A 23,768-nucleotide genomic window follows, 5' to 3' on the forward strand; every position below is an offset into this window, starting at 1 on the left:
CCCGGCGGCACGCGCTCGGCTCAACGCCGGCGATCACCGCCAGTCGCTGATGCCTTCGCGTCGATAGACTTCCGCGAAGGCGGGGCGCGCCTTCAGCGCGGTTGCGTGCGCCTTCAGCACCGGCCAGGTGTCAGTGGGCCGGGGCATGTTGCGCGACCAGCGCATCAGCATCACCAGCATGAAATCGACCACGCTGGGCGCGTCGCCCAGCAGGTAAGGCCCGTGCGCCTGCAGGTGCGCCGCCACATGCTGCCAGGCCGCCTCCAGCTGCTGCCGGGCCATCGCACGCGTTGCCTCCACGCAGGCCTCGCCCGCCGCTTCGTGCGGATAGAACCATGCACGATAGGCAGGCTGCAGGGTGTTGGCGCACCAGAACATCCAGCGATAGGCCTCGCCCCGCGCGGGCGTGCCCACGGCCGGCAGCAACCCCGCTTCGGGATGGCGGTCGGCCAGGTACAGCGCGATGGCCGCTGCCTCGGTCAACAGCAGGCCATCGATCCTCAGGGTCGGCACCCTCCCGGCCGGATTCAACGCCAGGTAGTCCGCCGCCTTGTGCTCGCGCCTGTCGAAATCCAGCAGCACCAGTTCGTGCTCGATGCCCAGTTCGATCAGCAGCCAGTGCACGACCAGCGAAGCGGTACTCGACGAACCATACAGGGTGGTGCTCATGCGCGGGATCCGTTGCGGGTGGAGCCAGCGATTATGCGCCCGCCCGGCGGCCACTGCTCAACCGCAGCTGCTCATGCAGGTGTCGCGACGTTCGCCGCAGCTCATCATCGGCTGCCGCAGCGTGCAGTCATGCGCCTTCAGTTCGCACGAGCGGCGCAGATCGGCATTGGCGATGTCCTTGCAGCGCTTGTCGGCAGCCGGAGCCATCTGCTGTTCGCAGCTGCTCTGCCGACTGCCCAGGCTGTCCGCCTGCGCCATGCAGCTGCGATGGCTGGCCTGGCACTGCATGCGGCATTGCGCCGATGCGCTGAAATCCGCTCCTTCATACGAGGAGGAGGTGCTGCTGCAGCCGACCAGTGCGAACAGCCCGGCAAGCGCGAAGTTCCGTAACAGCGGCATGAACGTTCCCGGTTCGAGTCGCATGGAAACTAGCAGATGTTCCGTGCCGGCTCGTTAAACGACAAACGGCGCCAACAGGCGCCGTTTGCCACCAAGCGTGTGCCGCGCTTACTCCACCACCACCGGAATCTTGCCGATGCGGGCCTGCCATTCGCGCGGGCCGGTCTTGTGCACCGATTCACCGGTGGAGTCGACCGCCACCGTCACCGGCATGTCCTGCACGGTGAACTCGTAGATCGCTTCCATGCCGAGATCGGCGAACCCGACCACCTTGGCCGCCTTGATCGCCTTGGACACCAGGTAGGCCGAGCCACCGACCGCCATCAGGTACGCCGACTTGTTGTCACGGATCGCCTCGATCGCAGCCGGGCCGCGCTCGGCCTTGCCGACCATGCCCAGCAGACCGGTCTGTTCCAGCACCTGGCGGGTGAACTTGTCCATGCGCGTTGCCGTGGTCGGCCCGGCCGGACCGACCACTTCATCGCGCACCGGATCGACCGGGCCGACGTAGTAGATGAAGCGTCCCTTCAGATCGACCGGCAGTTGCTCGCCCTTGTTGAGCATGTCAACCATGCGCTTGTGCGCGGCGTCGCGGCCGGTCAGCAGCTTGCCGTTGAGCAGAAGCGTCTGGCCCGGCTTCCAGCTGGCCACCTCCTCCGGGGTGATCGTATCCAGGTCCACCCGGGTGCCCTTGGAGGCGTCGTAGGTCAGCTTCGGCCAGTCCTCCAGCGACGGCGGATCCAGCATCACCGGACCGCTGCCATCCAGGGTGAAGTGCGCGTGGCGGGTCGCGGCGCAGTTCGGGATCATCGCCACCGGCAGGTTGGCCGCGTGGGTCGGGTAATCGTTGATCTTGATGTCCAGCACCGTGGTCAGGCCACCCAGGCCCTGCGCGCCGATGCCCAGCGCATTGACCTTCTCGTACAGCTCCAGGCGCAGCTCTTCGATCCGGTTGGACGCTCCACGGGCCTGCAGCTCGGTGATGTCGATCGGCTCCATCAGCGCTTCCTTGGCCAGCAGCATGGCCTTCTCCGCGGTGCCGCCGATGCCGATGCCCAGCATGCCCGGCGGGCACCAGCCGGCCCCCATGGTCGGCACGGTCTTGAGCACCCAGTCGACGATGGAGTCGGACGGATTGAGCATGGCGAACTTGGTCTTGGCTTCCGAACCGCCACCCTTTGCGGCCACGATCACATCCACCTTGTTGCCCGGCACGACCTTGACGTTGACCACGCCCGGGGTGTTGTCCTTCGTGTTGATGCGCTTGCCGGCCGGATCCGCCAGCACGGAAGCACGCAGCTTGTTGTCCGGATGCAGATAGGCGCGGCGCACGCCTTCATTGGCCATGTCTTCCACGCCCATGGTGGCGTCGTCCCAGCGCACATCCATGCCGATTTCCAGGAACACGGTGACGATGCCGGTGTCCTGGCAGATCGGACGATGGCCTTCGGCGCACATCCGCGAATTGATCAGGATCTGGGCCATCGCCTCCTTCGCGGCCGGCGACTCCTCGCGCTCGTAGGCAGCGGCGAGATTCTTGATGTAGTCGACCGGGTGGTAGTACGAGATGTACTGCAGCGCGTCGGCGATGGACTGGATGAGGTCTTCCTGCTTGATCGATGTCACGGCTTGCTCGCTTGCTCGAGGCTGGCGGGGGTAATCCGCCCATTTTACCCCCTCCCCGGCTGCGGGTAGAGTCTATGGGGTCAGAACCCTTTCCCGGGGAAAGGGTTCTGACCCCAAGCCCTTGTCACGCCCCTGCCCGCTGCGGCGTCCTTGCCCGCATGAACGCCGAAACCGCCTTCCAGACCCACCGTCCGCGCCTGATGGCCCTCGCCTACCGCCTGCTGGGCAGCCGCGCCGACGCCGAGGACGTCGTCCAGGACGCCTGGCTGCGCTGGTCCGGCGCCGACCCGGCCAGCGTCCGCGATGCCGAGGCATGGCTGGTCACCACCACCACGCGCCTGGGACTGGACCGTCTGCGTGCGGCCAAGCGCGAGCGCGCGCATTACGTGGGCCCGTGGCTGGCTGAACCGATGGCGGTCACCCTGGAGCCCGACCCGGCGCCCGGCCCGGCCCAGTTGCATGCCCTGGCCGATGATGTATCGGTGGCCTTCCTGACCCTGCTTGAACAGCTCGGCCCGGAGGAGCGCGCCGCGTTCCTGCTGAAGGAAGCGTTCGACCACGACTATCGCGAGATCGCCGACCTGATCGGCCATAGCGAGGCCAACTGCCGGCAACTGGTGCACCGGGCCCGGCAGCGGCTGCAGGCCGGCCGGCCGCGCTTCAATGCCGACGCCGGCCAGCACCGGCAGTTGCTGGCACGCTTCATGGATGCGTCGCAGCGTGGCGACAGCGAGGCGATCCAGGCCCTGCTGCATGCCAACGCGCTGATGGTCTCCGATGGAGGCGGCGTGGTCACCGCAGCGGTGCGCCCGCTGCGGGGTGCCGAACGCATCGGCCGCCTGTTCTGGGCCATTGCCCGCCGCGGCGGCACGCACCCGGCCCGGCTGGGCTACGTCAACGGCGAGCCGGCGATCCTGGGCTTCGACGGCGATCGCCTGCATTCGGTCACCACCATCGAGGTGATCGATGGCCGCATCGCGCGCCTGTACAGCGTGCTCAATCCGGAAAAACTGCCCGCGGTTGTCACGCACGCAGACGCGGCGGCGTCCTGGTAAGGGAAGGCGGCCATCGGGGCCGCCGTGGAGCCCACGATGTCCAACCCCGCCTCACCCCGCGTTCCCTATACCCGCTTGGCCGCCAAGGCTTTCAAGGGCCTGCTCGATACCAGCCAGGCAGTGCATGACAGTTCGATCGATCCGACCCTGATGGAACTGGTGTTCCTGCGCGTGTCGCAGCTCAACGGCTGCGGCTACTGCATGGACATGCACGGGACGGCGCTGCGCAAGAGTGGCATCGAGCCGCGCAAGCTGGACACCCTGCCCGCCTGGCACGAAAGCCGCTTCTTCGATGCGCGTGAGCGCGCTGCGCTGGGCTGGGCCGAGGCCCTGACCCGGCTCACCGACGCCGCGCCATCGCAGGCAGCGTTCGATGCGCTGGCACCGCACTTCGATGAGAAGGGCATCAGCGACCTGAGCATGGGCATCGCGGTGATCAACGCCTGGAACCGCCTCGGCGCCGGCCTGCTGCCGCCGCTGCCCTGATCCACAAGAATGCGGGGCCTCGCCCGGCGCGGCTCCGCACCGGTGGCGCGCTGACGCGCACGCTCCCTGCGGGCGTCGCATTCATGCCTTCGCCACGGCTCCGGCGCGCACAATGGCGACATGCCTTCAGCCGAAAAGAAACCCAGCCTGCGCCAGCGCTTCAATGCGATGCGCAACGTGCCACCGTTCCTGCGGCTGGTGTGGAAGACCAGCCCCGCACTGACCCTGGTCAGCCTGGGGCTGCGCCTGATCCGTGCCCTGCTGCCGGTCGCCATGCTGTATGTGGGCAAGCTGATCATCGACAGCGCGCTGCAGCTGAGCCGGCACGACGCCGGCTTTCCGCCGCTGGGCGAGGCCCTGGCCAGCGGCCTGCTCAACCCGCTGCTCGGGTTGCTGGCCCTGGAACTGGGCCTGGCCATCGTCTCCGACCTGCTGGGCCGGATGGTGGCCTACGCCGATGCCCTGCTGTCGGAGCTGTTCGCCAACGCCACCAGCATCCGGCTGATGGAGCACGCCGCAACGCTGGATCTGGAGGACTTCGAGGATCCGGACCTGCAGGACAAGCTGGACCGCGCACGACGCCAGACGATGGGCCGGATGAACCTGATGAGCCAGCTGTTCGGCCAGGTGCAGGACGCCATCACGGTGGTCAGCCTGGCGGTGGGCCTGCTGGTCTACGCGCCGTGGCTGATCCTGCTGCTGGCGCTGGCCCTGGTGCCTGCCTTCATCGGCGAATCGCACTTCAACGCCGCCGGCTACAGCCTGAATTTCCAATGGACGCCCGAGCGCCGCCAGCTCGACTACCTGCGCCAGCTCGGCGCCAGCGTGGAGACGGCCAAGGAAGTGAAGATCTACAACCTGCACCGCTTCCTGGTGGAGCGTTACAGGAGCCTGTCGGTGGCGCTGTTCAAGGCCAACCGGGCGTTGGCCCGGCGCCGTGCCTTGTGGGGCACCCTGCTGGCCGCGCTGGGCACGCTGGGTTATTACACCGCCTACGCCTACATCGCCTGGCGCACGGTGCGCGGCGATTTCTCGATCGGCGACCTGACCTTCCTCGCCGGCAGCTTCCTGCGCCTGCGCCAGCTGCTGGAGGGCCTGCTGATCGGCTTCTCGCAGGTGGCCAGCCAGGCCCTGTACCTGGACGATCTGTTCTCGTTTTTCCAGATCCAGCCGGAGATCCATTCGCGCGAGGGCGCCGCAGCCGTGCCGCAGCCCATCCGCCAGGGCTTCGTGTTCGAGAACGTCGGCTTCCGCTATCCCGATGCCGAGCAATGGGCCGTCCGCCACCTCGATTTCCAGCTGCATGCCGGCGAAGTGCTGGCACTGGTCGGCGAGAACGGTGCCGGCAAGACCACGCTGGTCAAACTGCTGGCACGGCTGTACGAGCCCGACGAGGGGCGCATCCTGCTCGACGGCCGGGACCTGCGCGACTATGACCTGGATGACCTGCGCGCCAATCTCGGGGTGATCTTCCAGGACTTCGTGCGCTACAACCTGAGCGCCGGCGAGAACATCGGCGTTGGCCAGGTCGAGGCGATGGCGGACCGGGAACGGGTTGCCGATGCCGCGCGCCGGGGCATGGCCCAGGAAGTGATCGAGTCGCTGCCACGCGGCTACGACCAGCTGATCGGGCGTCGCTTCAAGGAGGGCGTGGACCTCTCCGGCGGGCAGTGGCAGAAGATCGCCATCGCCCGCGCGTGGATGCGCAATGCGCAGGTGATGATCCTGGACGAGCCGACCGCAGCGCTGGATGCGCGCAGCGAGTTCGAGGTATTCCAGCGGTTCAGGGAACTGGCGGACAATCGCACTGCCGTACTCATCTCCCATCGCTTCTCGTCGGTGCGCATGGCCGACCGCATCCTGGTGCTGGCCGATGGCCGGATCGAGGCCAGCGGCACCCACGAGCAGCTGATGGCCCAGGGCGGCCGCTACGCCGAGCTGTTCGAGCTGCAGGCCGCCGGCTACCGCTGAGAACGCCTCTCGTTCCGCCTAATGAGAACCTGTCTCATTTGAGATAGAATTACCCCGACGACTTCCAACAGATACGCCCATGTCTTCCGCTTTCGGCGCCGAAACGGTGCTTGAGGTCCGCCACTGGACCGATGCCTACTTCAGCTTCACCCTCACCCGCGACAGCGGTTTCCGCTTCGAGAACGGCCAGTTCGTGATGATCGGCCTGGAAACCGACGCCCGGCCGCTGCTGCGCGCCTACTCCATCGCCAGCGCGAACTGGGAAGAGCAGCTGGAGTTCTTCAGCATCAAGGTGCAGGACGGCCCCCTGACCTCGCGCCTGCAGCACATCAAGCCCGGCGACAAGGTTCTGGTAGGCAAGAAGCCCACCGGCACCCTGCTGATCAGCGATCTGCATCCCGGCAGGAACCTGTACCTGCTGGGCACGGGCACCGGCCTGGCGCCCTGGCTGTCGATCATCAAGGACCCGGAGACCTACGAGCGTTTCGAGAAGGTGATCCTGTGCCACGGCGTGCGCTACGAGAAGGACCTGGCGTACCGCGACTATTTCGAGAAGGACCTGCGTGAGCACGAGTTCCTCGGCGAGATGATCGGCGACAAGCTGTTGTACTACCCGGCCGTCACCCGCGAACCGTTCGCCAACCAGGGGCGCCTGACCTCGCTGATGGAAAGCGGGGAAATGCAGCGCACCCTGGGCCTGCCGGAACTGAGCCCGGAGAATGACCGCGCGATGATCTGCGGCAGCCCGCAGATGCTGGCCGACCTGCGCACGGTGCTCGACGCCCGTGGCTTCCAGGTCTCCCCGCGCATCGGCCAGCCGGGTCACTACGTGTTCGAGCGCGCCTTCGTCGAGAAGTAACCCGTAGCGCCGGGCCTGCGTCCGGCGCTGCTGCGGGAAGCGGCAGCCCTTACTGCCGGGACTGCAACGCTTTCTCGATGTCCCCGCGAAGGCTTTCCGGCTTGTCGGTCGGAGCGTAGCGTTTCAGCACCTGCCCGTCGCGTCCGACCAGGAACTTGCTGAAGTTCCATTTGATCGCGCTCAGCCCCAGCAGGCCGGTCTTCTCGGACTTCAGCCACTTCCACAGCGGGTGTGCACCGTCGCCGTTGACCTGGATCTTCTCCGACAGCGGGAAGTCCACTGCATAGGTCAGCGCACAGAAGCTGCGGATCTCCTCGGCATTGCCCGGTTCCTGGTGGCCGAACTGGTCGCAGGGGAAGCCGATCACCACCAGGCCCTTCGGGCCGTACTCGCGCCACAGCGCCTCCAGTCCCTCGTACTGCGGGGTGAAACCGCACTTGCTGGCCACGTTGACCAGCAGCAGCGCCTTGCCGCGGTACTGCTCCAGGGCCTGCGGCTGGCCGTCCAGGTCGGTGAAACCGAAATCGAACGCAGTGGTCATGGCAGATCTCCGCAATGGGGGCTTCCGATGGTATCCCCGCCCATGCCTTTCGACACAAGCCCGATCCCATTACCCCGGGTTAACCTCGGGCACTTGTCTGCCTTACCGGAGTACCGCCTTGACCACCCGCCTTGCCCTTGCCGTGGCCATGACCCTCGGCCTTGCCCTGCCCGCCTATTCCGCCGGCGCCGCCACCCCGGCTGCCAGCACCACCGCACAGCAGGCCAACCCGTTCTTCGCCGAAAGCCCGCTGGCACTGCACTATCCGCAGTTCGACAAGATCAAGGACAGCGACTTCGCTCCGGCCTTCGACGCCGGCATGGCGCAGCAGCTGAAGGAAATCGAGGCCATCGCCAACAACAGGGCCAAGCCGACCTTCGACAACACCATCATCGCCCTGGAAAAGAGCGGTGACATCCTTGACCGCGCGACCACCGTGTTCTTCGCCCTGGTCGGCGCGGACACCAACGACACCCGCAAGAAGCTGCAGGCCGACTACTCGGCCAGGTTCGCCGCGCACAGCGATGCGATCGCCCTGAACAGCAAGCTGTTCGCGCGCATCCAGGCGCTGTATGACACCCGCACGCAGCTGGGTCTGGACGCCGAAGGCGTGCGCCTGGTCGAGAAGTACTATGACAACTACGTGCGCGCCGGCGCCAAGCTGTCTGACGCGGACAAGGCGAAGCTGAAGGAAATGAACGCCGAGCTGGCCAACCTCGGTACCCGCTTCAGCCAGAACGTGCAGTCGGAAGTGAACGCTTCGGCGATCACCGTTGATGACGTGAAGGAACTGGATGGTCTGTCCAGGGAGCAGATCGCCGCCGCCGCCGAAGCCGCCAAGGCCCGTGGCCTGGATGGCAAGTATGTGATCACCCTGCTCAACACCACCGGCCAGCCGCCCCTGACCAACCTGGCCAACCGCGCCCTGCGCCAGAAGATCTACGAAGCGTCGGTCAGCCGTGGCAGCCGCGGCGGCGAGTTCGACAACACCGCCATTGTCTCGCGCATCATGCAGCTGCGTGCCGACAAGGCCAAGCTGATGGGCTTTGCCAACTTCGCCGCGTACAACCTGACCAACCAGACCGCCAAGACCCCAGAGGCGGTCAACGCGATGCTGGGCAAGCTGGCCCCGGCCGCAGTGGCCAACGCCAAGCGCGAAGCGGCCGACCTGCAGGCAATGATCGACCAGGAGCAGAAGGCCGCGGGCAAGCCGACGTTCGCGCTGGAGCCGTGGGACTGGGCCTTCTACAGCGAGAAGGTGCGCCAGGCCAAGTACAACTTCGACGAGTCGCAGCTGAAGCCGTACTTCGAACTGAAGAACGTGCTGGAGAACGGCGTGTTCTTCGCCGCCGACCAGGAATTCGGCCTCACCTTCAAGCAGCGCACCGACCTGCCGGTCTATCACGATGATGTCACCGTCTACGACGTGTTCGACGCCGACGGCAGCCAGCTGGCGATTTTCCTGTTCGACCCGTACGCCCGTGCCTCCAAGCGCGGCGGGGCATGGATGAACTCGTATGTCTCGCAGTCGAAGCTGACCGGCTTCAAGCCGGTGGTGGCCAACCACCTCAACATCCCCAAGCCGCCGGCCGGCCAGCCGACCCTGCTGACCTGGGATGAGGTGACGACCACCTTCCACGAATTCGGCCACGCCCTGCACGGCATGTTCTCGAACGTGAAGTACCCGTACTTCTCGGGCACCTCGGTGCCGCGTGACTTCGTCGAGTTCCCCTCGCAGGTCAACGAGATGTGGGCCGATGACAGCGCCATCCTGAAGAACTACGCCAAGCACTACCAGAACGGCACGGCGATGCCGCAGGCACTGCTGGACAAGGTGATCGCCGCGGCCAAGTTCAACCAGGGCTTCGCCACCACCGAGTACCTGGGTGCGGCCATGCTGGACCAGCGCTGGCACCAGATCGGCCCGGACCAGGTGCCGGCCGCCAAGGACGTGATGGCCTTCGAGCGCGCCGCGCTGGAGAAGGACGGCATCTACTACGCACCGGTTCCGCCGCGTTACAAGACCCCGTACTTCAGCCACATCATGGGCGGCTACTCGGCCGGCTACTACGCCTACATCTGGTCGGAAGTGCTGGACGCCAACACCCAGAAGTGGTTCCGCGAGAACGGTGGCCTGAGCCGCAAGAACGGCGACCACTTCCGCGCTACCCTGCTGTCGCGTGGCGGCAGCGTCGACGCGATGCAGCTGTTCCGCGATTTCGCCGGCCACGAGCCGCAGATCGAACCGCTGCTGGAGAAGCGTGGCCTGACCGGCACCGGCAACTGATCGCCGGTACGCTGAGCTGAAAACAGAACCGCCCGGGAAACCGGGCGGTTTTTTCGTTGTGGTTGGGGTCAGAGCCCTATTCTGCGAAAGGGATCTGCCCCCGCTCTGGCTTCATCGCGGCGCCACATAGCCTCCCGGCACACCTTCCGGCGAAAGTACCAGCTGCCACAACTGCGCGTGCCGGCAACGGAAGGTCGCCATCGAACCGGCCAGATAGAAGCGCCACATCCGCCGGAAATGCTCGTCATAGCGCGCATCCAGCCGGGGCCACGCCGCTTCCACGTTGCGCCGCCACGCCTGCAGGGTCAGGTCGTAGTCGGTGCCGAAATTGTGCCAGTCCTCCAACACGAACCGCCCCTCGAACGCCCTGCTGATCTGCGCCGCCGAGGGCAGCATCGAGTTGGGAAAGATGTAGCGCGCGATCCACGGATCGGTACGATGCCGCGACACGTTGGTCCCGATGCTGTGCAGCAGCAGCAGGCCACGTGGCGACAGGCAGCGCCGCGCCACCTCGAAGAAACTGCGGTAGTTCTTGTCACCGACGTGCTCGAACATGCCGATCGAGAAGATCGCATCGAAGGGTTCGTCCAGCGCGCGGTAGTCCTGCAGGCGGATCTCGATCGGCAGACCGGCGCACAGCTCGCGCGCGAATTCCGCCTGCTCCTGCGAGATCGTTACACCGACCCCGCTGACTCCATAGCGTTCGGCAGCGAACTTCAGGGCCTCACCCCAACCGCAGCCGATATCCAGCACCCGCTGGCCCGGGCGCAATCCCAGCTTGCGGCAGACCAGGTCCAGCTTGGCTTCCTGTGCAGCGTCCAGGTCATCGGCCTGCCGCCAGTAGCCACAGCTGTACACCAGGCGCCGGCCCAGCATCGCCTGGTACAGATCGTTGCCCAGATCGTAGTGGCGACGGCCGACTTCGTAGCTTCCCTGCCCGGCCTGCAGGTTGAACAGGCGCGCCTTCAGCGCGTCGGCCACTTCCCGCCAGCCGTGCACCCGTTCGTCCAGATGCGCCTGCATGAGGTGGACCAGGAATTCGTCCAGGACGTTGGCGTCCCACCAACCATCCATGTAGCTCTCGCCCAGGCCGAGCGAACCGTGCGCCATGACCCGTGCGAAGAACCTCGGATCATGTACCTGGATGTCCTGTGGCCGGGAGCCGCCAATGCGGACCCCGGCTTCGTGGAGCAGGCCGCTGACCCGCTCCTGCAACCCTGTATCCACGCCCCCTCCTCGTCTGCGCTCAACCGCGTGCGAACAGCTCCACGTAATCCTTGGCCACGTGCGGCAACAGCACCGCCGCCGGCACATCGGCGGTCTGCGTTCCATCCGAGTATGGACCCACCTGGTAGGGCGGGAAAACAAAGCGCAGCGCGGTGATCTGCCCCTTGTCGTCGGTCAGCGGCTGGAACTGGCTGAAATTGTCGGGCTGCGGGCCGGTGCCATCGGCGATCATGCGCGATGCATTGCGCAGCGACTCCTGCAGCTCGGCCGGCTCCATGTCCTCGCCGCTGAGGCGTGTCGCCACGCGCTCGCGCAGCTGGTCCGCGACGAAATCGCTGATCGCCTTCCAGCCCTTGCTGTCGGTCACCAGCTTGTCGGCGCTGAGCATCTGCTGTTGCTCCGGCAGCCAGACGAAACGTGCCACCAGGGGTTCGCCGTGGGCGCCGCCGGTGTAACGGCTGCCATCGGCACTCACCACCACCAGCTGCGGCGTCTCCAGCACCTTCTCGAAGCTCAGCGAGAGTTCGTAGGGCATGGTCGGCTTGTCGTTGCCCAGCCCATCGAGCGCCTGCTGCAGCTCGCTGCGGGCCGTGGTGGCGTAGTCCTGGAGCGCACGCGCCAGGCCCGGATAGCGGTCGATGCCTGCCGGATAGCTGATGCCCACCACCTCGCGTTCGTTGTTCTCGATCACGTCGCGCAGGTCGAGCGGTGCTTCCGCAGCGGGCGCCTCGCCCGTGGCGGAGGCATCGGCGGCCGGCGCCGCGTCGGCCACCGGTGCCGGGGTTTCGGCTTCACGCTGGCAGCCCGCCAGCAACAGCACGCCTGCCACACCGGCCAGCACGCTTCCGCGCAGCAGCCGGTTGTTTCCAATCTTCATCGGGATCCCCTGTTCATGTTCATCCATCATCGCCCGCCCTGGCTTAAGCGTAGCCCGCTGGCGTCATCCCGCCAGAAGGTCGTGATACTCCTCATGCCGCTGCAGGAATGCCTCGGCGTAGGCACACGCCGGCACGACCTTGTACTTCTGCTCCCGCGCGAACCGCAGCGCCACGCGGGTCAACTCGCCGGCGATGCCCCGGCCGGCGATCGGCTCGGGCACCTCGGTGTGGGTGATGACCATGCGTCTGCGCTTGATCTGGTAATCGAGCACCGCCACCTGTCCACGCACACGGGCAGTGAAGCGATGGTTGGCCTGGTCGTGATCGACCTCGTAGGCCAGACCGGGGGGCGTGACCGAAGCCATGGGACTGTCTCCTGCGGCGACTGCGTGGATGGTGCGCAGCCGGGCGCCATGATCGCGTGAAGCCTGAACAGGGGCAAGTCCAGGCCCTCCACGTCAGTTTGCGACCCTAAAGCTGGAGCGCCCGCGGCCGCTATCGCCTGCGGAGGGGTCCGGCCACGCTGGCACGGCCCTTGCGACCGTAGACCGTGCGACTGCCGTGGAGGCCCCCGATGCACCCCAGCGATTCCCATTCCGATACCGACCGCGCCCTGCTGGAGGGCCTGCTCCAGCTCGCCGTGGAAGGCCAGACCGGCGAGCAGGCCTTCCAGCGTATCGGCGAGGAAGTCTTCGCCCGCCTGCTGGACACCTACGGCCAGCAGACCCGGGCCTGACCACGAGCGGGGGCCCTGCCCCGGGGTCGGATCCAGCGGATCCGACCCCAGGCCCTCAACCGCCGCCCAAGCGGAAGGTCGGGTTGGACAGTTCGCGCAGGAAGTGGGTGAAGATGCTCGGCTGCATGGCCAGCATGAAGATCACGCCGAATGCCGCGCCGGCCAGGTGCGCGCTGTGGTTGATGCGGTCGCCGCCGCGCTTGTCCATCCAGATGCTGTAGCCGACATAGAACGCGGCGTACACGATGGCTGGTGCGGGGATGAAGAACACCAGGATGATCGACCACGGCTTGATCAGGATGAAGGCGAACAGCACCGCCGACACCGCACCCGAAGCCCCCAGGCTGAGGTAGTTCGGATTCTTCTGGTTCTTCAGGTAGCTCGGCAGGATCGAGACCACCAGCGCGCCGATGTAGAACGCCGGATAGGTCAGGTAGCTGCCGGTCAGCTGCACCATCACGCTCTCGATGAATCCCCCGAAGAAGAACAGGGTGATCATGTTGAAGATCAGGTGCGACCAGTCCGCGTGGATGAATCCATAGGTCACCAGCCGGTCGTACTGGCGGTGGCGGTCGATGGCCGGTGGCCACAGGATCAGGCGGTCGGCCAGCGCGCGGTGGTTGAACGCCCTCCATGACAGGATGGCGGTGATGGCGATCAACAGCAGATTGACGGGGGTCATGTCAGGCTCAGGCAGCGCGGTAGTTGTCGACCATACGATAGCGTTTCGCGTACCAACCGAAGGCCAACGCCGCGATGAAGGCGAAGCCGGCGAAGAAGAACATCAGGAAGGCCGCCTCGCTCAAGCCGGTGCCGGCGATCTGGTGGGTCACCGTTTCGTTGCGTACGGCCGCATTGGACAGCAGCACCCACAGGTTGCCGATGGTGGTGGTCAGGTTCCAGAAGCTCATCACCACCCCCTTCATCGCCTGGGGCGCCTGGCTGTAGGCGAACTCCAGGCCGGTCGCGGACACCAGGACCTCACCGAAGGTCAGCAGCGCGTACGGCAGGATCTGCCAGAAGATCGACATGGCATTGCCGCCATCCATCACCACCTGGATGCTGCCGACGACGATCCAGGCCAGGCCGCTGAAGGCGATGCCGGCGGTCATCCGGCGCAGCGCGGTCGGCTCGAAGCCGAAGCGGCGCAGGGCCGGGTACAGCACCAGGTTGTTGAACGGGATGAGGATCATCACCAGCAGCGGGTTCAGCGCCTGCATCTGCGAGGCGGTGAACCAGCTCGGCATCTGCATCTGCTGTCCCTGCAGCACCCAGGTCGAGGCCTTCTGGTCGAACAGCGAGAAGAACGGCGTGGTCAACGCGAAGATCACCAGCACGCGCAGCACCGAACGCACGCCCTCCACGGCTTCGGCCGGATGGTGCGCGCGGGCGCGGTCCAGCTGCAGCCAGGTGCCGCCACCGACACCAGCCAGGATCGCCACCAGCGCAAGGCACAGGCAGATCACGATGCCCAACGAGCCGACCAGACCGAACGATGCCACCGCCAGCACCAGGCCGGCCACGGCGATCGCCAGGCCCGGACGGCCCTGGCCCGCCACCCGCGCGGTCAGCGCCGTGCGCGCCACGTTGGCGAACGAATGCGGGTCCTTCGGCGGCAGCGGCACCAGTACGTAGCGCTTGCGGCCAAGCCAGAACACGAAGGTCGCCACGAACATCAGGATGCCCGGAATGCCGAACGCCCACTGCGGGCCCCAGTTCTTCAGCACCAGCGGAATCAGCAGCGACGCAAACAGCGAGCCGAAGTTGATGATCCAGTAGAAGGCATCGAACACCAGCTTGGCCAGGTGCTTGTTGCTCTGGTCGAACTGGTCACCCATGAACGAGGCCACCAGCGGCTTGATGCCACCGGCACCCAGCGCGATCAGGCCCAGGCCGAGGAAGAAGCCCTGGCGGCTGTTCTCGAACAGCGCCAGGCACAGGTGGCCGGCGCAGTAGACCAGGCTGAACCAGAGGATCGTGTGGTACTTGCCGAAGAACCTGTCGGCCAGCCAGCCGCCCAGCAGCGGGAAGAAGTACACGCCGATCATGAAGCTGTGCATGATGTCCTTGGCTTCACCGGCACGGCCTTCCGCAGTGATTTCCTGCAGCAGCAGCGAGGTGATCAGGAACTGCACCAGGATGTTGCGCATCCCGTAGAAGCTGAACCGTTCGCAGGCCTCATTGCCGATGATGTACGGGATCTGGCGCGGCATCTTTCCCTGGCCGGCGATGGGGGCGACTGCGTCGTGGCTCATCCTGTAAGGCATTCCTGCAAAGCGAAAGCCGCAAGGTTACCGGAACCTGCGGGCTGGAAGCACGCTGCGGGGCTGCATGACAGCGCCGCCGATCCATGGCAGGCGGTACCGGTGCCCTGCCGGAAGTCACGGCACCTGCACGACAAAAGCGTAAACTTATCGTTATGCGCGCCCTCGTCCTCGTCCGCCCCCTGCTCGGCTGCTGCCTGTTGCTGCTTGCATTGCCGGCACCGGCGCGGCCGCAGCAGGCCGCGGACACCGCGACCCTCGACGCGCAGGCCCGGCAGCTGACCGTGGCGGCCCTGGAACTGCCCGGGCGGGACGATGCGCAGTGGAAGCAACGCCGCGAACAGGTGGCGCAGCTGTTGACCGAGCTGCAGCCGGACGTCATCTCGGTGCAGCAGGTACGGCAGCAGCAGGGGCGCAACCCGGCCTGCTGGCTGGCCAACCGGCTGCGCTACAGCTGCGACTTCGTCACGGCCGACCCGCCCAGCCAGCCGCTGCGGCACGGCAATGCGATGCTGACGCGGCTGCCGGTCAGCGAGGATGGCGTGACCCTGCTGCACCCGCCCGGTACGTTCAGCGCGGCGGGCATGATGCGGCTGCGGCTGGGCGAGGCCCTGGTCAATGTCTACGTGACACGCCTGCGCCCGGAGCCGGATGAAGCGGCGGCCCGCCAGCACCAGACCAGCGATCTCATGGCCTGGATCAGCGCGACCGCCGAAGGCCTGCCCAGTGTGATCGCAGGCGATTTTTCCGCCGGCACGGTGGAACTGGTGCGCGCTACGCCGGGCTTCCAGCCGGCCCGGCGCAGCCCGGGCGGCCGGGCGGAAGCGTCAGCCTCCGGTGCCGGCGGCGCCAGCGGTCACGGTCTGGATGTGCTGTTCCAGGTCAAGCATTTCGGCGGCATCCGCCAGCAGCCCATCCTGCTGCCGGCCGACGGCGAGCTGCCTGGACTGCGCCTGGGGATGATGGCCACCCTGCGCCTGCAGGGCGATACGGCCACCGCGGAATAGGCCCGCCCTCGGCACCCACCAGGTCCCGCCCGACGTCCAGAAGCTGGCAAACAAAAAGGCCGGGGTCTCCCCCGGCCTTCTCATGTCATCCCGTCACCGCCTTCAGGCGATCGCGTCCTGGTAACGGCGCTCGACTTCGTTCCAGTCGATGACGTTGAAGAACGCGCCGATGTATTCCGGACGACGGTTCTGGTACTTCAGGTAGTACGCGTGCTCCCACACGTCCAGACCGAGGATGGGCGTGTTGCCTTCCATCAGCGGGCTGTCCTGGTTGCCGGTGCTTTCCACCACGACCTTCTTGTCGGGGGTGACGCTCAACCATGCCCAGCCGCTGCCGAAGCGGGTCAGCGCCGCCTTGGTGAAGGCGTCCTTGAACTTGTCGAAACCGCCCAGGTCCTTGTCGATGGCCTTGGCCACGTCGCCCACCGGGTTGCCGCCCGCGTTCGGCGCCATCACCGTCCAGAACAGCGAGTGGTTGGCATGGCCACCGCCGTTGTTGCGCACCGGGCCCTGCAGGTTCTCCGGCAGCGACTTCAGCTTCTTCACCAGCTCTTCCACCGGCAGGTCAGCGTACTCGGTGCCTTCCAGCGCCGCGTTGACGTTGTTGATGTAGGTCTGGTGATGCTTGGTGTGATGGATCTCCATCGTCGCCGCGTCGATATGCGGCTCCAGCGCGTCGTAGGCGTAGGACAGCTTGGGCAGGGTATAGGCCATGATGCATCTCCTGATTGCGAGGGCACCCGACGGTGTCGGGTGTAGCGCGGTGAATGATGGGGACAGACCACTAGATTACCAAGGGGGATGTAAAGGAAATTGCGTCCTGCCGGTGAGCATGCCGGCAATTGTTACGCAGCGGTGACGCGGCGGTTCCTCATGCAGCGTGCAGCGCACAGGCGCTACAGTGCATGCACCACCCTCACCCGTTCGTGCCCATGCGCAACCCCCGGCTGCTGATCACTGCCATCGCCCTGCTGCTGCTCGGCCTGGTCGTCAACCACGTCATGCAGCGGCCGCCGGCACCGCAGTTCGCGCCGGACCTGCAGGGCGCCCCGGCCCGGAGTGCCCCGACCCCGGCACACGGCGATGGCGCACGCAGCGGCCTGCCCGCCTTCCTTCCCGCCGAAGCACGCCAGACCATCACCCTGATCCAGCGGGGCGGGCCCTTCCCGCACCGCCAGGATGGCAGCACCTTCGGTAACCGCGAGCAGCGCCTGCCGCAGCGGCCGCGTGGCTACTACCGCGAGTACACGGTCGACACCCCCGGTGCGGGCAACCGGGGGGCACGCCGCATCGTCACGGGCGGCGATCCGGCAGAGGCGTGGTACTACACCGATGACCATTACGGCTCATTCCGCAGCTTCACCGTTCCATCCCCCGGAGACGCTCGATGAGCCACGATGATTTCGGCCTCGGCCTGCACGACATCAACAACGCCGGCGTGTATGCCATCGACAGCGCGGACATCGGCGCGCTTGCCGCGGCCATGCGCGATGCCGGCCTGAGGGTGATCCGCATCGATCTGGAGGGCGTGACCGACAAGCGCACCCTGCTGGCGCGGCTGTCCGCGCAGCTGGACTTCCCGGCCGGCTTCGGCGGCAACTGGGATGCCCTGTCGGACAATCTTCGCGACCTGCAGTGGCTGCCGGCCAGCGGTTATGCGCTGTTCCTGGCGGATGTCGACGCGCTGCGCGCTGGCGCAGCCAAGGATTTCGACACCCTGCTCGACGTGCTGGACGAAGCCAGCCGGGATTGGGTCGGCCGCGACGTGCCGTTCTGGGTGTTCCTGTCACAGAGCGAGTAAAGGGGCGACGCCGACCAAGGCCGGCCGCCCGCAATGGTTCCGGCGAAGAGCCCCCTTGTTGTTCAAAGGGGGCGCGCCAACGGCGCGGAGATAAGGAAACATGCGTGGACAATGGGAGCCGCTAGCGGCTCCCATTGTCTTCCTGCAGTTCCTTCTTGAACGGGATATCCGGCGGCGGCCGGGCCACGGCCGGCTGGTCCTGCATGTTCGGGTCGGTCAGGCCGCAGCCGCCACCCGCCTGCAGAATGGAGATGACGCAGGAAATCCGGGTGCTGGTGCCGGGAAGCGGAATCTCCATCGCCTTGACGCCCTTGCGCACCCACTCGGCCAGCAGCGACTCCTGCGGCACCCAGTATTTGTCGAACGAGGTGGGCGTGTAGTCGTAGGGCGGTCGCTTCAGCCATGTCCCCGACTGGGCGATGCGTTCCTTGCTCCAGCCGTCGTTGTCCCCCCCGGGAGCGCCGCGCTCCGCATTGCCGGGGCCGTCCTGCCCCGGTACACGCACGCTGCCGTCGGCGTTGAACAGGCCGTTGCCCCGGCCCGCGCTGCTCGCCTGCGCGGCACCGCTGCGGGCGCCATCACGAGTGCGATCCGAGGCCCCCCAGTCGTCGCCCCGGGCCGGCGTAGCCCAGTTGCCCGGGGTCGGCGTCGGGCGGGCACCGGCCTGTGCCGGTGTCGTGGCGACGGCTGATGGGCGCGCCGCGGGACTGCTCACCGCAGCCGCGCTGCCCTGGGCTGCGGGGGCGGAGGTTGCGGCACTGCCACCGGAAGGCGCAGGCGAAGCGACCGGTGCAGACGCCACCTCACGTTCGCGCACCTGCACGTCGCGGCCCGCGGGCGCCCGTACTGCAGGCTCACGGCCTGCGATCGGCGCCATCCGCACCTGCGGATCGACAACCGCCTGCACTTCGCGTTCGCGCACCTGCACATCCTGCTGCGGAACGCGGATCGGTACTTCCGCTGCGCGCACCGCCGGAGCCACAACGGGTGTCTCCACGATGGCCACCTCACGTTCCTGCACCTGCGGCTGGCGGATCTGCGGCACCCTCACCTGCACATCCGGTGTGCGCAGCGCTTGCGGTGTGGGCGGCGCCTCCAGCGGCTGCACGCTGCGCTCGCGTACGCTGGGCGTTGTGTCGCGCGGCACGATGCTCACTTCGGTGCGCGGCACGCTGACCGGCGGCACCACGAAATCGGTCGTGGCCTGCGCCACGTCGGTCGCCTGGACCGGCGAAGGCGGCGGCGTGGCCGGTGGGGCCGGCTCGGTCGGCATGGCTTGCGGAGGCGTACTGGCGGCAGTGGGGGCCGCAGCAGGGGGTGGCTGCGGGCGCGCCGCGACCGGTCGCGGCTGCGGCGCAGTTGCCGATCCTGCCGCGTCTCCTGCAGCCGTGCGGCCGGCTGCAGCTGCTGCAGCCGATTCGGCGCCGGGCTGGTCGCCTCCGCCCTCCTGGCTGGCGCGGCCGACAAACTCGATCTGCACGCGCTCACCGTCGGATCCCTGCTCGGCGGGCACCGAGGTGCGGATCACCGCCACCCACAGCAGCAGCAGGAAGAACAGCAGGTGCAGCAATGCACTGGCGACGGCCGACGTCCAGCGCATCCAGCGCTGGTCACGCGGCGCCGGCTCCCAGTCCTGCCACAACAGGCGCCGCAGCGCCTGCCAGCGGGGCAGCGCCGGCAGCGTCCCGGGGCGTCCCGGCAGAGGCCTGGGCAGCAGCACCGCGATCACCTCGCGCGCATGGAACGGGCGTGGCAACGGGCTCAGCGAGCGCAGCCACAGCGCCCAGCCATAAGGCAGGCGCGTGTTCTTCTCCAGGATGATCGGTTGCTGCTGGCGCGCCAGCAGCAGGTCGATGAGTTGCTCGGCTCTGGGCAGAGGCACGCGTCGGCGATCAGGCGGCGTTGCCGCGCGGGATGTACGGCGCGTGGCCGCTGTCGTGGTCGGTCGCGTCGCGCACTGCGGTCACGCCGGGCACCCGGCCCATCAAGGTCTTTTCGATGCCCTGCTTGAGGGTCACATCGGCCATGCCACAGCCCTGGCAGCCACCACCGAAACGCAGCAGCACCACGCCCTCGGCCGAGACTTCCTGCACTGCGACCTTGCCGCCATGGGAGGCGAGCTGTGGATTGATTTCATTCTCCACCACCCAGTGCACACGCTCGACCAGCGAAGCGGCCTCCCCGGGCGCTTCGCCCTTGATGCGCGGCGCCTTGATGGTCAACTGCTGGGCACCTGCCGCGCCAGCCACGATGTCGATCTCCGCGCCATCGAGCCAGCCGACGCTGCCGGCGTCGACATACAGGGTGAACCCGTCGCAGTCCACGGCCCACTCGTCGCCGTGCAGGTCCGAGGGTTCGGCGAATTCCAGCCGCGCATCGGCACGCGGAGTGCCGGGATCAACCGCGCTCAGGCGTACGCCCATGCCGGGCGCGCCCTCGCGTTCGATCAGCTTGCGGAAATGGGTCTGGGCAGTGTCGGAGATCTGGATCATCAGGCTATTCTAGCCAAGTAAGTGTCAACCGCTCATTCGGTTTATACACCGTCCGGCGCATTGTTCAGTCAACACGAGGTGGAGATTCCCATGGCCGACCTGATTCCACTGGCCCAGGCCCGTTGCGTGCCGCGCAAAGGCAGCGACCACAAGCTGGGCGAGGCCCGCCTGGCCGAGCTGCTGCCGCAGATTCCCGGCTGGGAACTGACCGAAGGCGGCCAGGCGCTGCTGCGCACCTTCCGCTTCAAGGACTACTACGCCACCATGGCCTTTGTGAATGCACTGGCCTGGATCGCCCACCACGAGGATCACCACCCGGACCTGGGCGTGCACTACGACCGCGCCGTGGTGCGCTATTCGACCCACGACGTCGGCGGCCTGAGCGAGAACGACTTCATCTGCGCGGCCAAGACATCGGCCCTCACGGAGCAACTGCCATGAATGTGCGAGTGCTGAGCCTGTCCCTGATCGCTGTGACCGGCCTCGCCGGCTGTGGCGCCTCCGAGCCGTCGCCGCCCGTGCCGCCGCCGACCGAGGTGGCTGCGGTGAAGACGCCGCCACCGCAGTACCCGCTCGAGCTGGCCTGTACCGGTACAGGCGGCACCAGCACCTTCAAGGTGACCATCGGCACCGACGGCAAGCCCAGCGAAGTGACCCTGCTGAGCGGCGCGGGCAACCCGCAGCTGGATGAGCTGGCCAGGAATGCCGTGCAGGGCTGGCAGTTCAAGGCCGCCACCCGCAATGGCCAGGCCGTGCCCGCCACCATCCAGGTGCCGGTCAGCTTCAACCCGCCGCAGCCGAAGCCGGACCAGTGTTTCGCGGTGGAAGAGCGCCTGCGCCGCGGCGGCTGACCGCACACCATGACGAGGCCAGCCGACGCCCGCCTCGCCCTTGCCGCCCCGGCAGTGCCCGGGGCGGTTGTCTGTTGACCAGGACCGCGTCGGTACATGCTGCAGATCCCCCCCGAAAACATCTGGATCGCGCTGGCGGTCACCCTCGCGGCCGGCCTGGCGACCGCCATCGGCAGCCTGCTGGTGCTGTTCTCGCGCCGCCCCAACCCGCGCCTGCTGGCGTTCGGCCTGGCCTTCGCCGGCGGCGCGATGGTCTACGTGTCGCTGTCGGAGATCCTCAACAAGTCCATCGCGTCGTTCGCCCTGGCCTATGGCGAGCGCACCGGCTTCACCTACGGCACGCTGGCGTTCCTGGCCGGTGTGATCGTGATCGTGCTGATCGATCACTTCATTCCCAATCCGCACGACAGCCTGGACAAGCAGGACCCTGCGTTCCGCGAGAACAGCCGCGAGTACCTGAAGCGGGTCGCGCTGCTGACCTCGGTGGCGATCACCGCACACAATTTCCCGGAAGGGCTGGCGACCTTCTTCGCTACGCTGGAAAGCCCGTCGGTGGGCATGCCGCTGGCCTTCGCCATCGCCATCCACAACATTCCCGAGGGCATCGCAATCGCGGTCCCGGTGTACTTCGCCACCCAGAACAAGTTCTATGCGTTCGGCGCCAGCCTGCTGTCAGGCCTGGCCGAGCCGGTGGGGGCCATGCTGGGCTACTGGCTGCTGTCCGGATCGCTGTCGCACGCCACGTTCGGCTGGGTGTTCGGCCTGATCGCCGGCGTGATGGTGTTCCTGGCCCTGGATGAACTGCTGCCGGCGGCCAAGCGCTACGCCAAGGGTCACGAAACGGTGTACGGCCTGGTTGCAGGCATGGGAACGCTGGCGGTCAGCCTGGTGCTGTTCAAGTGGTGAGCGGGTTGCGACCAACGGGCTGAGCCCCCTCGCGGCTGGCGGAGCGAGATCCCGGGGTTGGACCAGGCTCTGACAGGCTATAGGCGCGCGCCAGCCGCGCGATGAAAGAATGAAAAAGCGAAGCCCGCGCTGCGCGCGTCAGTCGAGCGTGGCTCGACTGTACAAGGGCTGCGTGCGGGTATGGGTCTACGCTGCGGCTGTCAGGTCCGCCTTGTAGCGAGCCGAGGAGCGCAGGGCACCGGCGCGCAGCGCCGGCGCGGATGGCGGCGTGTTTCTTTGGCTACTTTCTTTGCACGAGCAAAGAAAGTGACAAGCCCACTCATCGCAGGGAAGCGACGGTGCCGACCAAGCGCCCGGCGCCGCCGAACCGCCGTCAGCGCAGGCGGTCCAGCGCCTCGACCAACTCATCCGCCAGCGGAGCGTTCAGCACGTAGGGGGTCTTGCCGTCGTCCAGCGCGAACTCCAGCGAGGCCGCGTGCAGGAACAACCGCTTCAGGCCGATCTGCTCACGAAGCCGCTTGTTCACCGCAGGATCGCCGTACTTGTCGTCACCGGCCACCGCATGCCCCAGATGCTGGGCGTGCACCCGGATCTGATGGGTCCGGCCGGTCTCGATGCGCACCTCGCAATAGGAATGGCCCCCACGCCGCTCCAGCACGCGGAAATGACTGATCGATTCCTTGCCGATCGCATTGACCTGGACATGTCGCTCACCGCCCTGGCGCAGGCCCACGTGCAGCGGCGCGTCCACCGTCATCACCCCGTCGGGCATGCGTCCGGTCAGCAGGGTCAGGTAACGCTTGCGGATGCCGGCGCCATGGTCTTCACGCAGCAGCGCCTGCAGCTCGCTCAGCGCCGAGCGCTTCTTGGCCACCACCAGCAGGCCCGACGTATCGCGGTCGAGACGGTGGACCAGTTCCAGCGTCTGGCCCGGGCGCAGGGCGCGCAGGGTCTCGATGGCGCCGAAGCTGATCCCGCTGCCGCCATGACTGGCCACGCCCGAGGGTTTGTTCAGCGCCAGCAGCCGTGCGTCCTCGAAGACGATGGCCTGTTCCAGACGGCGCATGAACGACTCGGGAGGACCAGCCTTGTCTCCCTCCTCGGTGAGACGGACCGGCGGCACCCGCACCTCGTCGCCCGCCTCCAGCTTGCGCTCGGCCTTGGCGCGGCCGCCATTGACCCGCACCTGCCCGCTGCGCACCAGCTTGTAGACCAGGCTGCGCGGGGCCCCTTTCAGCTGGCCGAGCAGGAAATTATCCAGGCGCTGGCCGGCGCGGTCGGCGGGAACGGTGATCATGCGCACGGATGGCTTGTCGCCAGCTGGCTTGGTGGGGTCTTGGGCGGTCATCAGGCTGTTTATTCTGTTACACTCGGGGGGCGAGATAAGGGATTGATTTCGTTGGAAGTTACTCAGGGCCAGAAGCCCAGCTTCCGACGAATCCGGCACAGTGCGCGACCACCGCCCGCGGGGCGGCCATGTTAGCGGCTCACCGGCCTTCCCGGCCATCGCCGGATGCCTGACACGCAACCGTGCTGAACATGTCCCGCGTGGCGCTCCAGCCTGGCTGACAGCTGCCTGCGGCCCTGCAACACCCCAAAAACCATATGAGTGAAGCGCTCCCGCGGCCTGCCGTGGTGTCGTAGCGCTGGAAACCCAAGCCCCCCTCCCCGCGCTTGCGCGAATGGGGGGCGAGCCGTATCCAGAGGCGAAAC

Annotated in this window: 25 protein-coding genes; 12 read left to right on the forward strand and 13 right to left on the reverse strand. The window is 67.0% G+C overall.

The genetic code is table 11. The features are described from left to right. Positions 1 to 33: 33 nt before the first annotated feature. The 3 genes from ACZK08_RS12980 to ACZK08_RS12990 all read right to left on the reverse strand — a co-directional run bounded on the left by ACZK08_RS12980 (position 34) and on the right by ACZK08_RS12990 (position 2,694). Positions 34 to 669, reverse strand: coding sequence for a glutathione S-transferase family protein (locus ACZK08_RS12980; protein ID WP_065181963.1), 636 nt, complete (start codon positions 667 to 669; stop codon positions 34 to 36). Positions 670 to 726: 57 nt separating this feature from the next. Continuing rightward, a complete protein-coding gene (locus ACZK08_RS12985; RefSeq protein ID WP_065181994.1) occupies positions 727 to 1,068 on the reverse strand; it encodes a hypothetical protein in 342 nt (113 codons plus the stop codon). Between the two features lie 108 nt (positions 1,069 to 1,176). Next, on the reverse strand, positions 1,177 to 2,694 hold the full coding sequence (locus ACZK08_RS12990; protein ID WP_478452227.1) for a fumarate hydratase: 1,518 nt from the start codon (positions 2,692 to 2,694) through the stop codon (positions 1,177 to 1,179). A 158-nt stretch (positions 2,695 to 2,852) separates the two neighbouring features. On the opposite strand from ACZK08_RS12990, the gene ACZK08_RS12995 reads away from it, so the two are divergent. The 4 genes from ACZK08_RS12995 to ACZK08_RS13010 all read left to right on the forward strand — a co-directional run bounded on the left by ACZK08_RS12995 (position 2,853) and on the right by ACZK08_RS13010 (position 7,065). Beyond that, the gene (locus ACZK08_RS12995; protein WP_053516916.1) at positions 2,853 to 3,749 is read left to right on the forward strand and encodes an RNA polymerase sigma-70 factor; all 897 of its coding nucleotides are present in this window, start codon (positions 2,853 to 2,855) and stop codon (positions 3,747 to 3,749) included. A 36-nt stretch (positions 3,750 to 3,785) separates the two neighbouring features. After that, the gene (locus ACZK08_RS13000; protein ID WP_065181961.1) at positions 3,786 to 4,235 is read left to right on the forward strand and encodes a carboxymuconolactone decarboxylase family protein; all 450 of its coding nucleotides are present in this window, start codon (positions 3,786 to 3,788) and stop codon (positions 4,233 to 4,235) included. Positions 4,236 to 4,355: 120 nt separating this feature from the next. Beyond that, positions 4,356 to 6,206 carry an ABC transporter ATP-binding protein gene (locus ACZK08_RS13005; protein WP_065181960.1) on the forward strand — a complete coding sequence of 617 codons (1,851 nt, stop codon included), beginning with the start codon at positions 4,356 to 4,358 and terminating at the stop codon, positions 6,204 to 6,206. 79 nt (positions 6,207 to 6,285) lie between these two features. After that, on the forward strand, positions 6,286 to 7,065 hold the full coding sequence (locus ACZK08_RS13010) for a ferredoxin--NADP reductase (protein ID WP_053516913.1): 780 nt from the start codon (positions 6,286 to 6,288) through the stop codon (positions 7,063 to 7,065). Between the two features lie 49 nt (positions 7,066 to 7,114). On the opposite strand, the gene ACZK08_RS13015 is transcribed toward ACZK08_RS13010, so the two are convergent. Next, a complete protein-coding gene (locus tag ACZK08_RS13015; protein ID WP_065181959.1) occupies positions 7,115 to 7,606 on the reverse strand; it encodes a glutathione peroxidase in 492 nt (163 codons plus the stop codon). A 118-nt stretch (positions 7,607 to 7,724) separates the two neighbouring features. Here ACZK08_RS13015 and ACZK08_RS13020 point away from each other — a divergent pair, with 118 nt between their 5' ends. Beyond that, positions 7,725 to 9,893: a M3 family metallopeptidase gene (locus tag ACZK08_RS13020; RefSeq protein WP_065181958.1), complete on the forward strand. Its 2,169-nt coding sequence runs from the start codon at positions 7,725 to 7,727 to the stop codon at positions 9,891 to 9,893. A 111-nt stretch (positions 9,894 to 10,004) separates the two neighbouring features. On the opposite strand, the gene cfa is transcribed toward ACZK08_RS13020, so the two are convergent. Genes cfa through ACZK08_RS13035 form a run of 3 tightly spaced genes read right to left on the reverse strand, consistent with a single transcriptional unit; the run spans position 10,005 to position 12,363 of the window. Then, positions 10,005 to 11,120 carry a cyclopropane fatty acyl phospholipid synthase gene (gene cfa, locus ACZK08_RS13025; RefSeq protein WP_065175474.1) on the reverse strand — a complete coding sequence of 372 codons (1,116 nt, stop codon included), beginning with the start codon at positions 11,118 to 11,120 and terminating at the stop codon, positions 10,005 to 10,007. Positions 11,121 to 11,139: 19 nt separating this feature from the next. Then, a complete protein-coding gene (locus ACZK08_RS13030) occupies positions 11,140 to 12,024 on the reverse strand; it encodes a DUF3298 and DUF4163 domain-containing protein (protein ID WP_053516935.1) in 885 nt (294 codons plus the stop codon). 36 nt (positions 12,025 to 12,060) lie between these two features. Then, positions 12,061 to 12,363, reverse strand: a complete 303-nt coding sequence (locus tag ACZK08_RS13035; RefSeq protein ID WP_053516908.1) for a GNAT family N-acetyltransferase — start codon at positions 12,361 to 12,363, stop codon at positions 12,061 to 12,063. Between the two features lie 209 nt (positions 12,364 to 12,572). Here ACZK08_RS13035 and ACZK08_RS13040 point away from each other — a divergent pair, with 209 nt between their 5' ends. Beyond that, the gene (locus tag ACZK08_RS13040) at positions 12,573 to 12,734 is read left to right on the forward strand and encodes a hypothetical protein (protein ID WP_196768743.1); all 162 of its coding nucleotides are present in this window, start codon (positions 12,573 to 12,575) and stop codon (positions 12,732 to 12,734) included. Positions 12,735 to 12,789: 55 nt separating this feature from the next. Here the strand turns inward: ACZK08_RS13040 and ACZK08_RS13045 are convergent, their stop codons facing one another. Continuing rightward, a complete protein-coding gene (locus ACZK08_RS13045) occupies positions 12,790 to 13,416 on the reverse strand; it encodes a rhomboid family intramembrane serine protease (RefSeq protein ID WP_053516907.1) in 627 nt (208 codons plus the stop codon). 7 nt (positions 13,417 to 13,423) lie between these two features. Next, the gene (locus ACZK08_RS13050; protein WP_053516906.1) at positions 13,424 to 14,989 is read right to left on the reverse strand and encodes a POT-type proton-dependent oligopeptide transporter; all 1,566 of its coding nucleotides are present in this window, start codon (positions 14,987 to 14,989) and stop codon (positions 13,424 to 13,426) included. A gap of 164 nt (positions 14,990 to 15,153) precedes the next feature. Between ACZK08_RS13050 and ACZK08_RS13055 the strand changes: the two genes are divergently transcribed. Next, positions 15,154 to 16,005: an endonuclease/exonuclease/phosphatase family protein gene (locus tag ACZK08_RS13055; protein ID WP_065181957.1), complete on the forward strand. Its 852-nt coding sequence runs from the start codon at positions 15,154 to 15,156 to the stop codon at positions 16,003 to 16,005. Between the two features lie 102 nt (positions 16,006 to 16,107). Here ACZK08_RS13055 and ACZK08_RS13060 read toward each other — a convergent pair whose 3' ends face one another. Continuing rightward, the gene (locus tag ACZK08_RS13060; protein ID WP_049458515.1) at positions 16,108 to 16,719 is read right to left on the reverse strand and encodes a superoxide dismutase; all 612 of its coding nucleotides are present in this window, start codon (positions 16,717 to 16,719) and stop codon (positions 16,108 to 16,110) included. 218 nt (positions 16,720 to 16,937) lie between these two features. Here ACZK08_RS13060 and ACZK08_RS13065 point away from each other — a divergent pair, with 218 nt between their 5' ends. Next, positions 16,938 to 17,396: a guanyl-specific ribonuclease gene (locus ACZK08_RS13065; RefSeq protein ID WP_053516903.1), complete on the forward strand. Its 459-nt coding sequence runs from the start codon at positions 16,938 to 16,940 to the stop codon at positions 17,394 to 17,396. Continuing rightward, positions 17,393 to 17,806 (forward strand): barstar family protein, encoded by a 414-nt coding sequence (locus ACZK08_RS13070; RefSeq protein WP_065181956.1) that lies wholly within the window; start codon positions 17,393 to 17,395, stop codon positions 17,804 to 17,806. Before ACZK08_RS13065 ends, ACZK08_RS13070 begins: the two co-directional genes overlap by 4 nt. Before the next feature lie 121 nt (positions 17,807 to 17,927). On the opposite strand, the gene ACZK08_RS13075 is transcribed toward ACZK08_RS13070, so the two are convergent. Further along, positions 17,928 to 19,688 (reverse strand): hypothetical protein, encoded by a 1,761-nt coding sequence (locus ACZK08_RS13075; protein ID WP_065181955.1) that lies wholly within the window; start codon positions 19,686 to 19,688, stop codon positions 17,928 to 17,930. A 10-nt stretch (positions 19,689 to 19,698) separates the two neighbouring features. Next, positions 19,699 to 20,298 carry an NfuA family Fe-S biogenesis protein gene (locus tag ACZK08_RS13080; protein WP_065175480.1) on the reverse strand — a complete coding sequence of 200 codons (600 nt, stop codon included), beginning with the start codon at positions 20,296 to 20,298 and terminating at the stop codon, positions 19,699 to 19,701. Positions 20,299 to 20,388: 90 nt separating this feature from the next. On the opposite strand from ACZK08_RS13080, the gene ACZK08_RS13085 reads away from it, so the two are divergent. From ACZK08_RS13085 to zupT, 3 genes are all read left to right on the forward strand, one after another. After that, positions 20,389 to 20,739 (forward strand): 4a-hydroxytetrahydrobiopterin dehydratase, encoded by a 351-nt coding sequence (locus ACZK08_RS13085; RefSeq protein WP_065181954.1) that lies wholly within the window; start codon positions 20,389 to 20,391, stop codon positions 20,737 to 20,739. Further along, on the forward strand, positions 20,736 to 21,149 hold the full coding sequence (locus ACZK08_RS13090) for an energy transducer TonB (RefSeq protein WP_053516898.1): 414 nt from the start codon (positions 20,736 to 20,738) through the stop codon (positions 21,147 to 21,149). The genes ACZK08_RS13085 and ACZK08_RS13090 overlap by 4 nt, the downstream gene beginning before the upstream one ends. 96 nt (positions 21,150 to 21,245) lie before the next feature. Next, complete coding sequence (gene zupT / locus ACZK08_RS13095) at positions 21,246 to 22,055, forward strand: zinc transporter ZupT (protein ID WP_053516897.1); 810 nt, start codon at positions 21,246 to 21,248, stop codon at positions 22,053 to 22,055. Positions 22,056 to 22,428: 373 nt separating this feature from the next. On the opposite strand, the gene ACZK08_RS13100 is transcribed toward zupT, so the two are convergent. After that, positions 22,429 to 23,403, reverse strand: coding sequence for an RluA family pseudouridine synthase (locus tag ACZK08_RS13100; RefSeq protein ID WP_065181953.1), 975 nt, complete (start codon positions 23,401 to 23,403; stop codon positions 22,429 to 22,431). Positions 23,404 to 23,768 lie beyond the last annotated feature (365 nt).

This window comes from Stenotrophomonas sp. 112478_Sma (assembly GCF_056479905.1).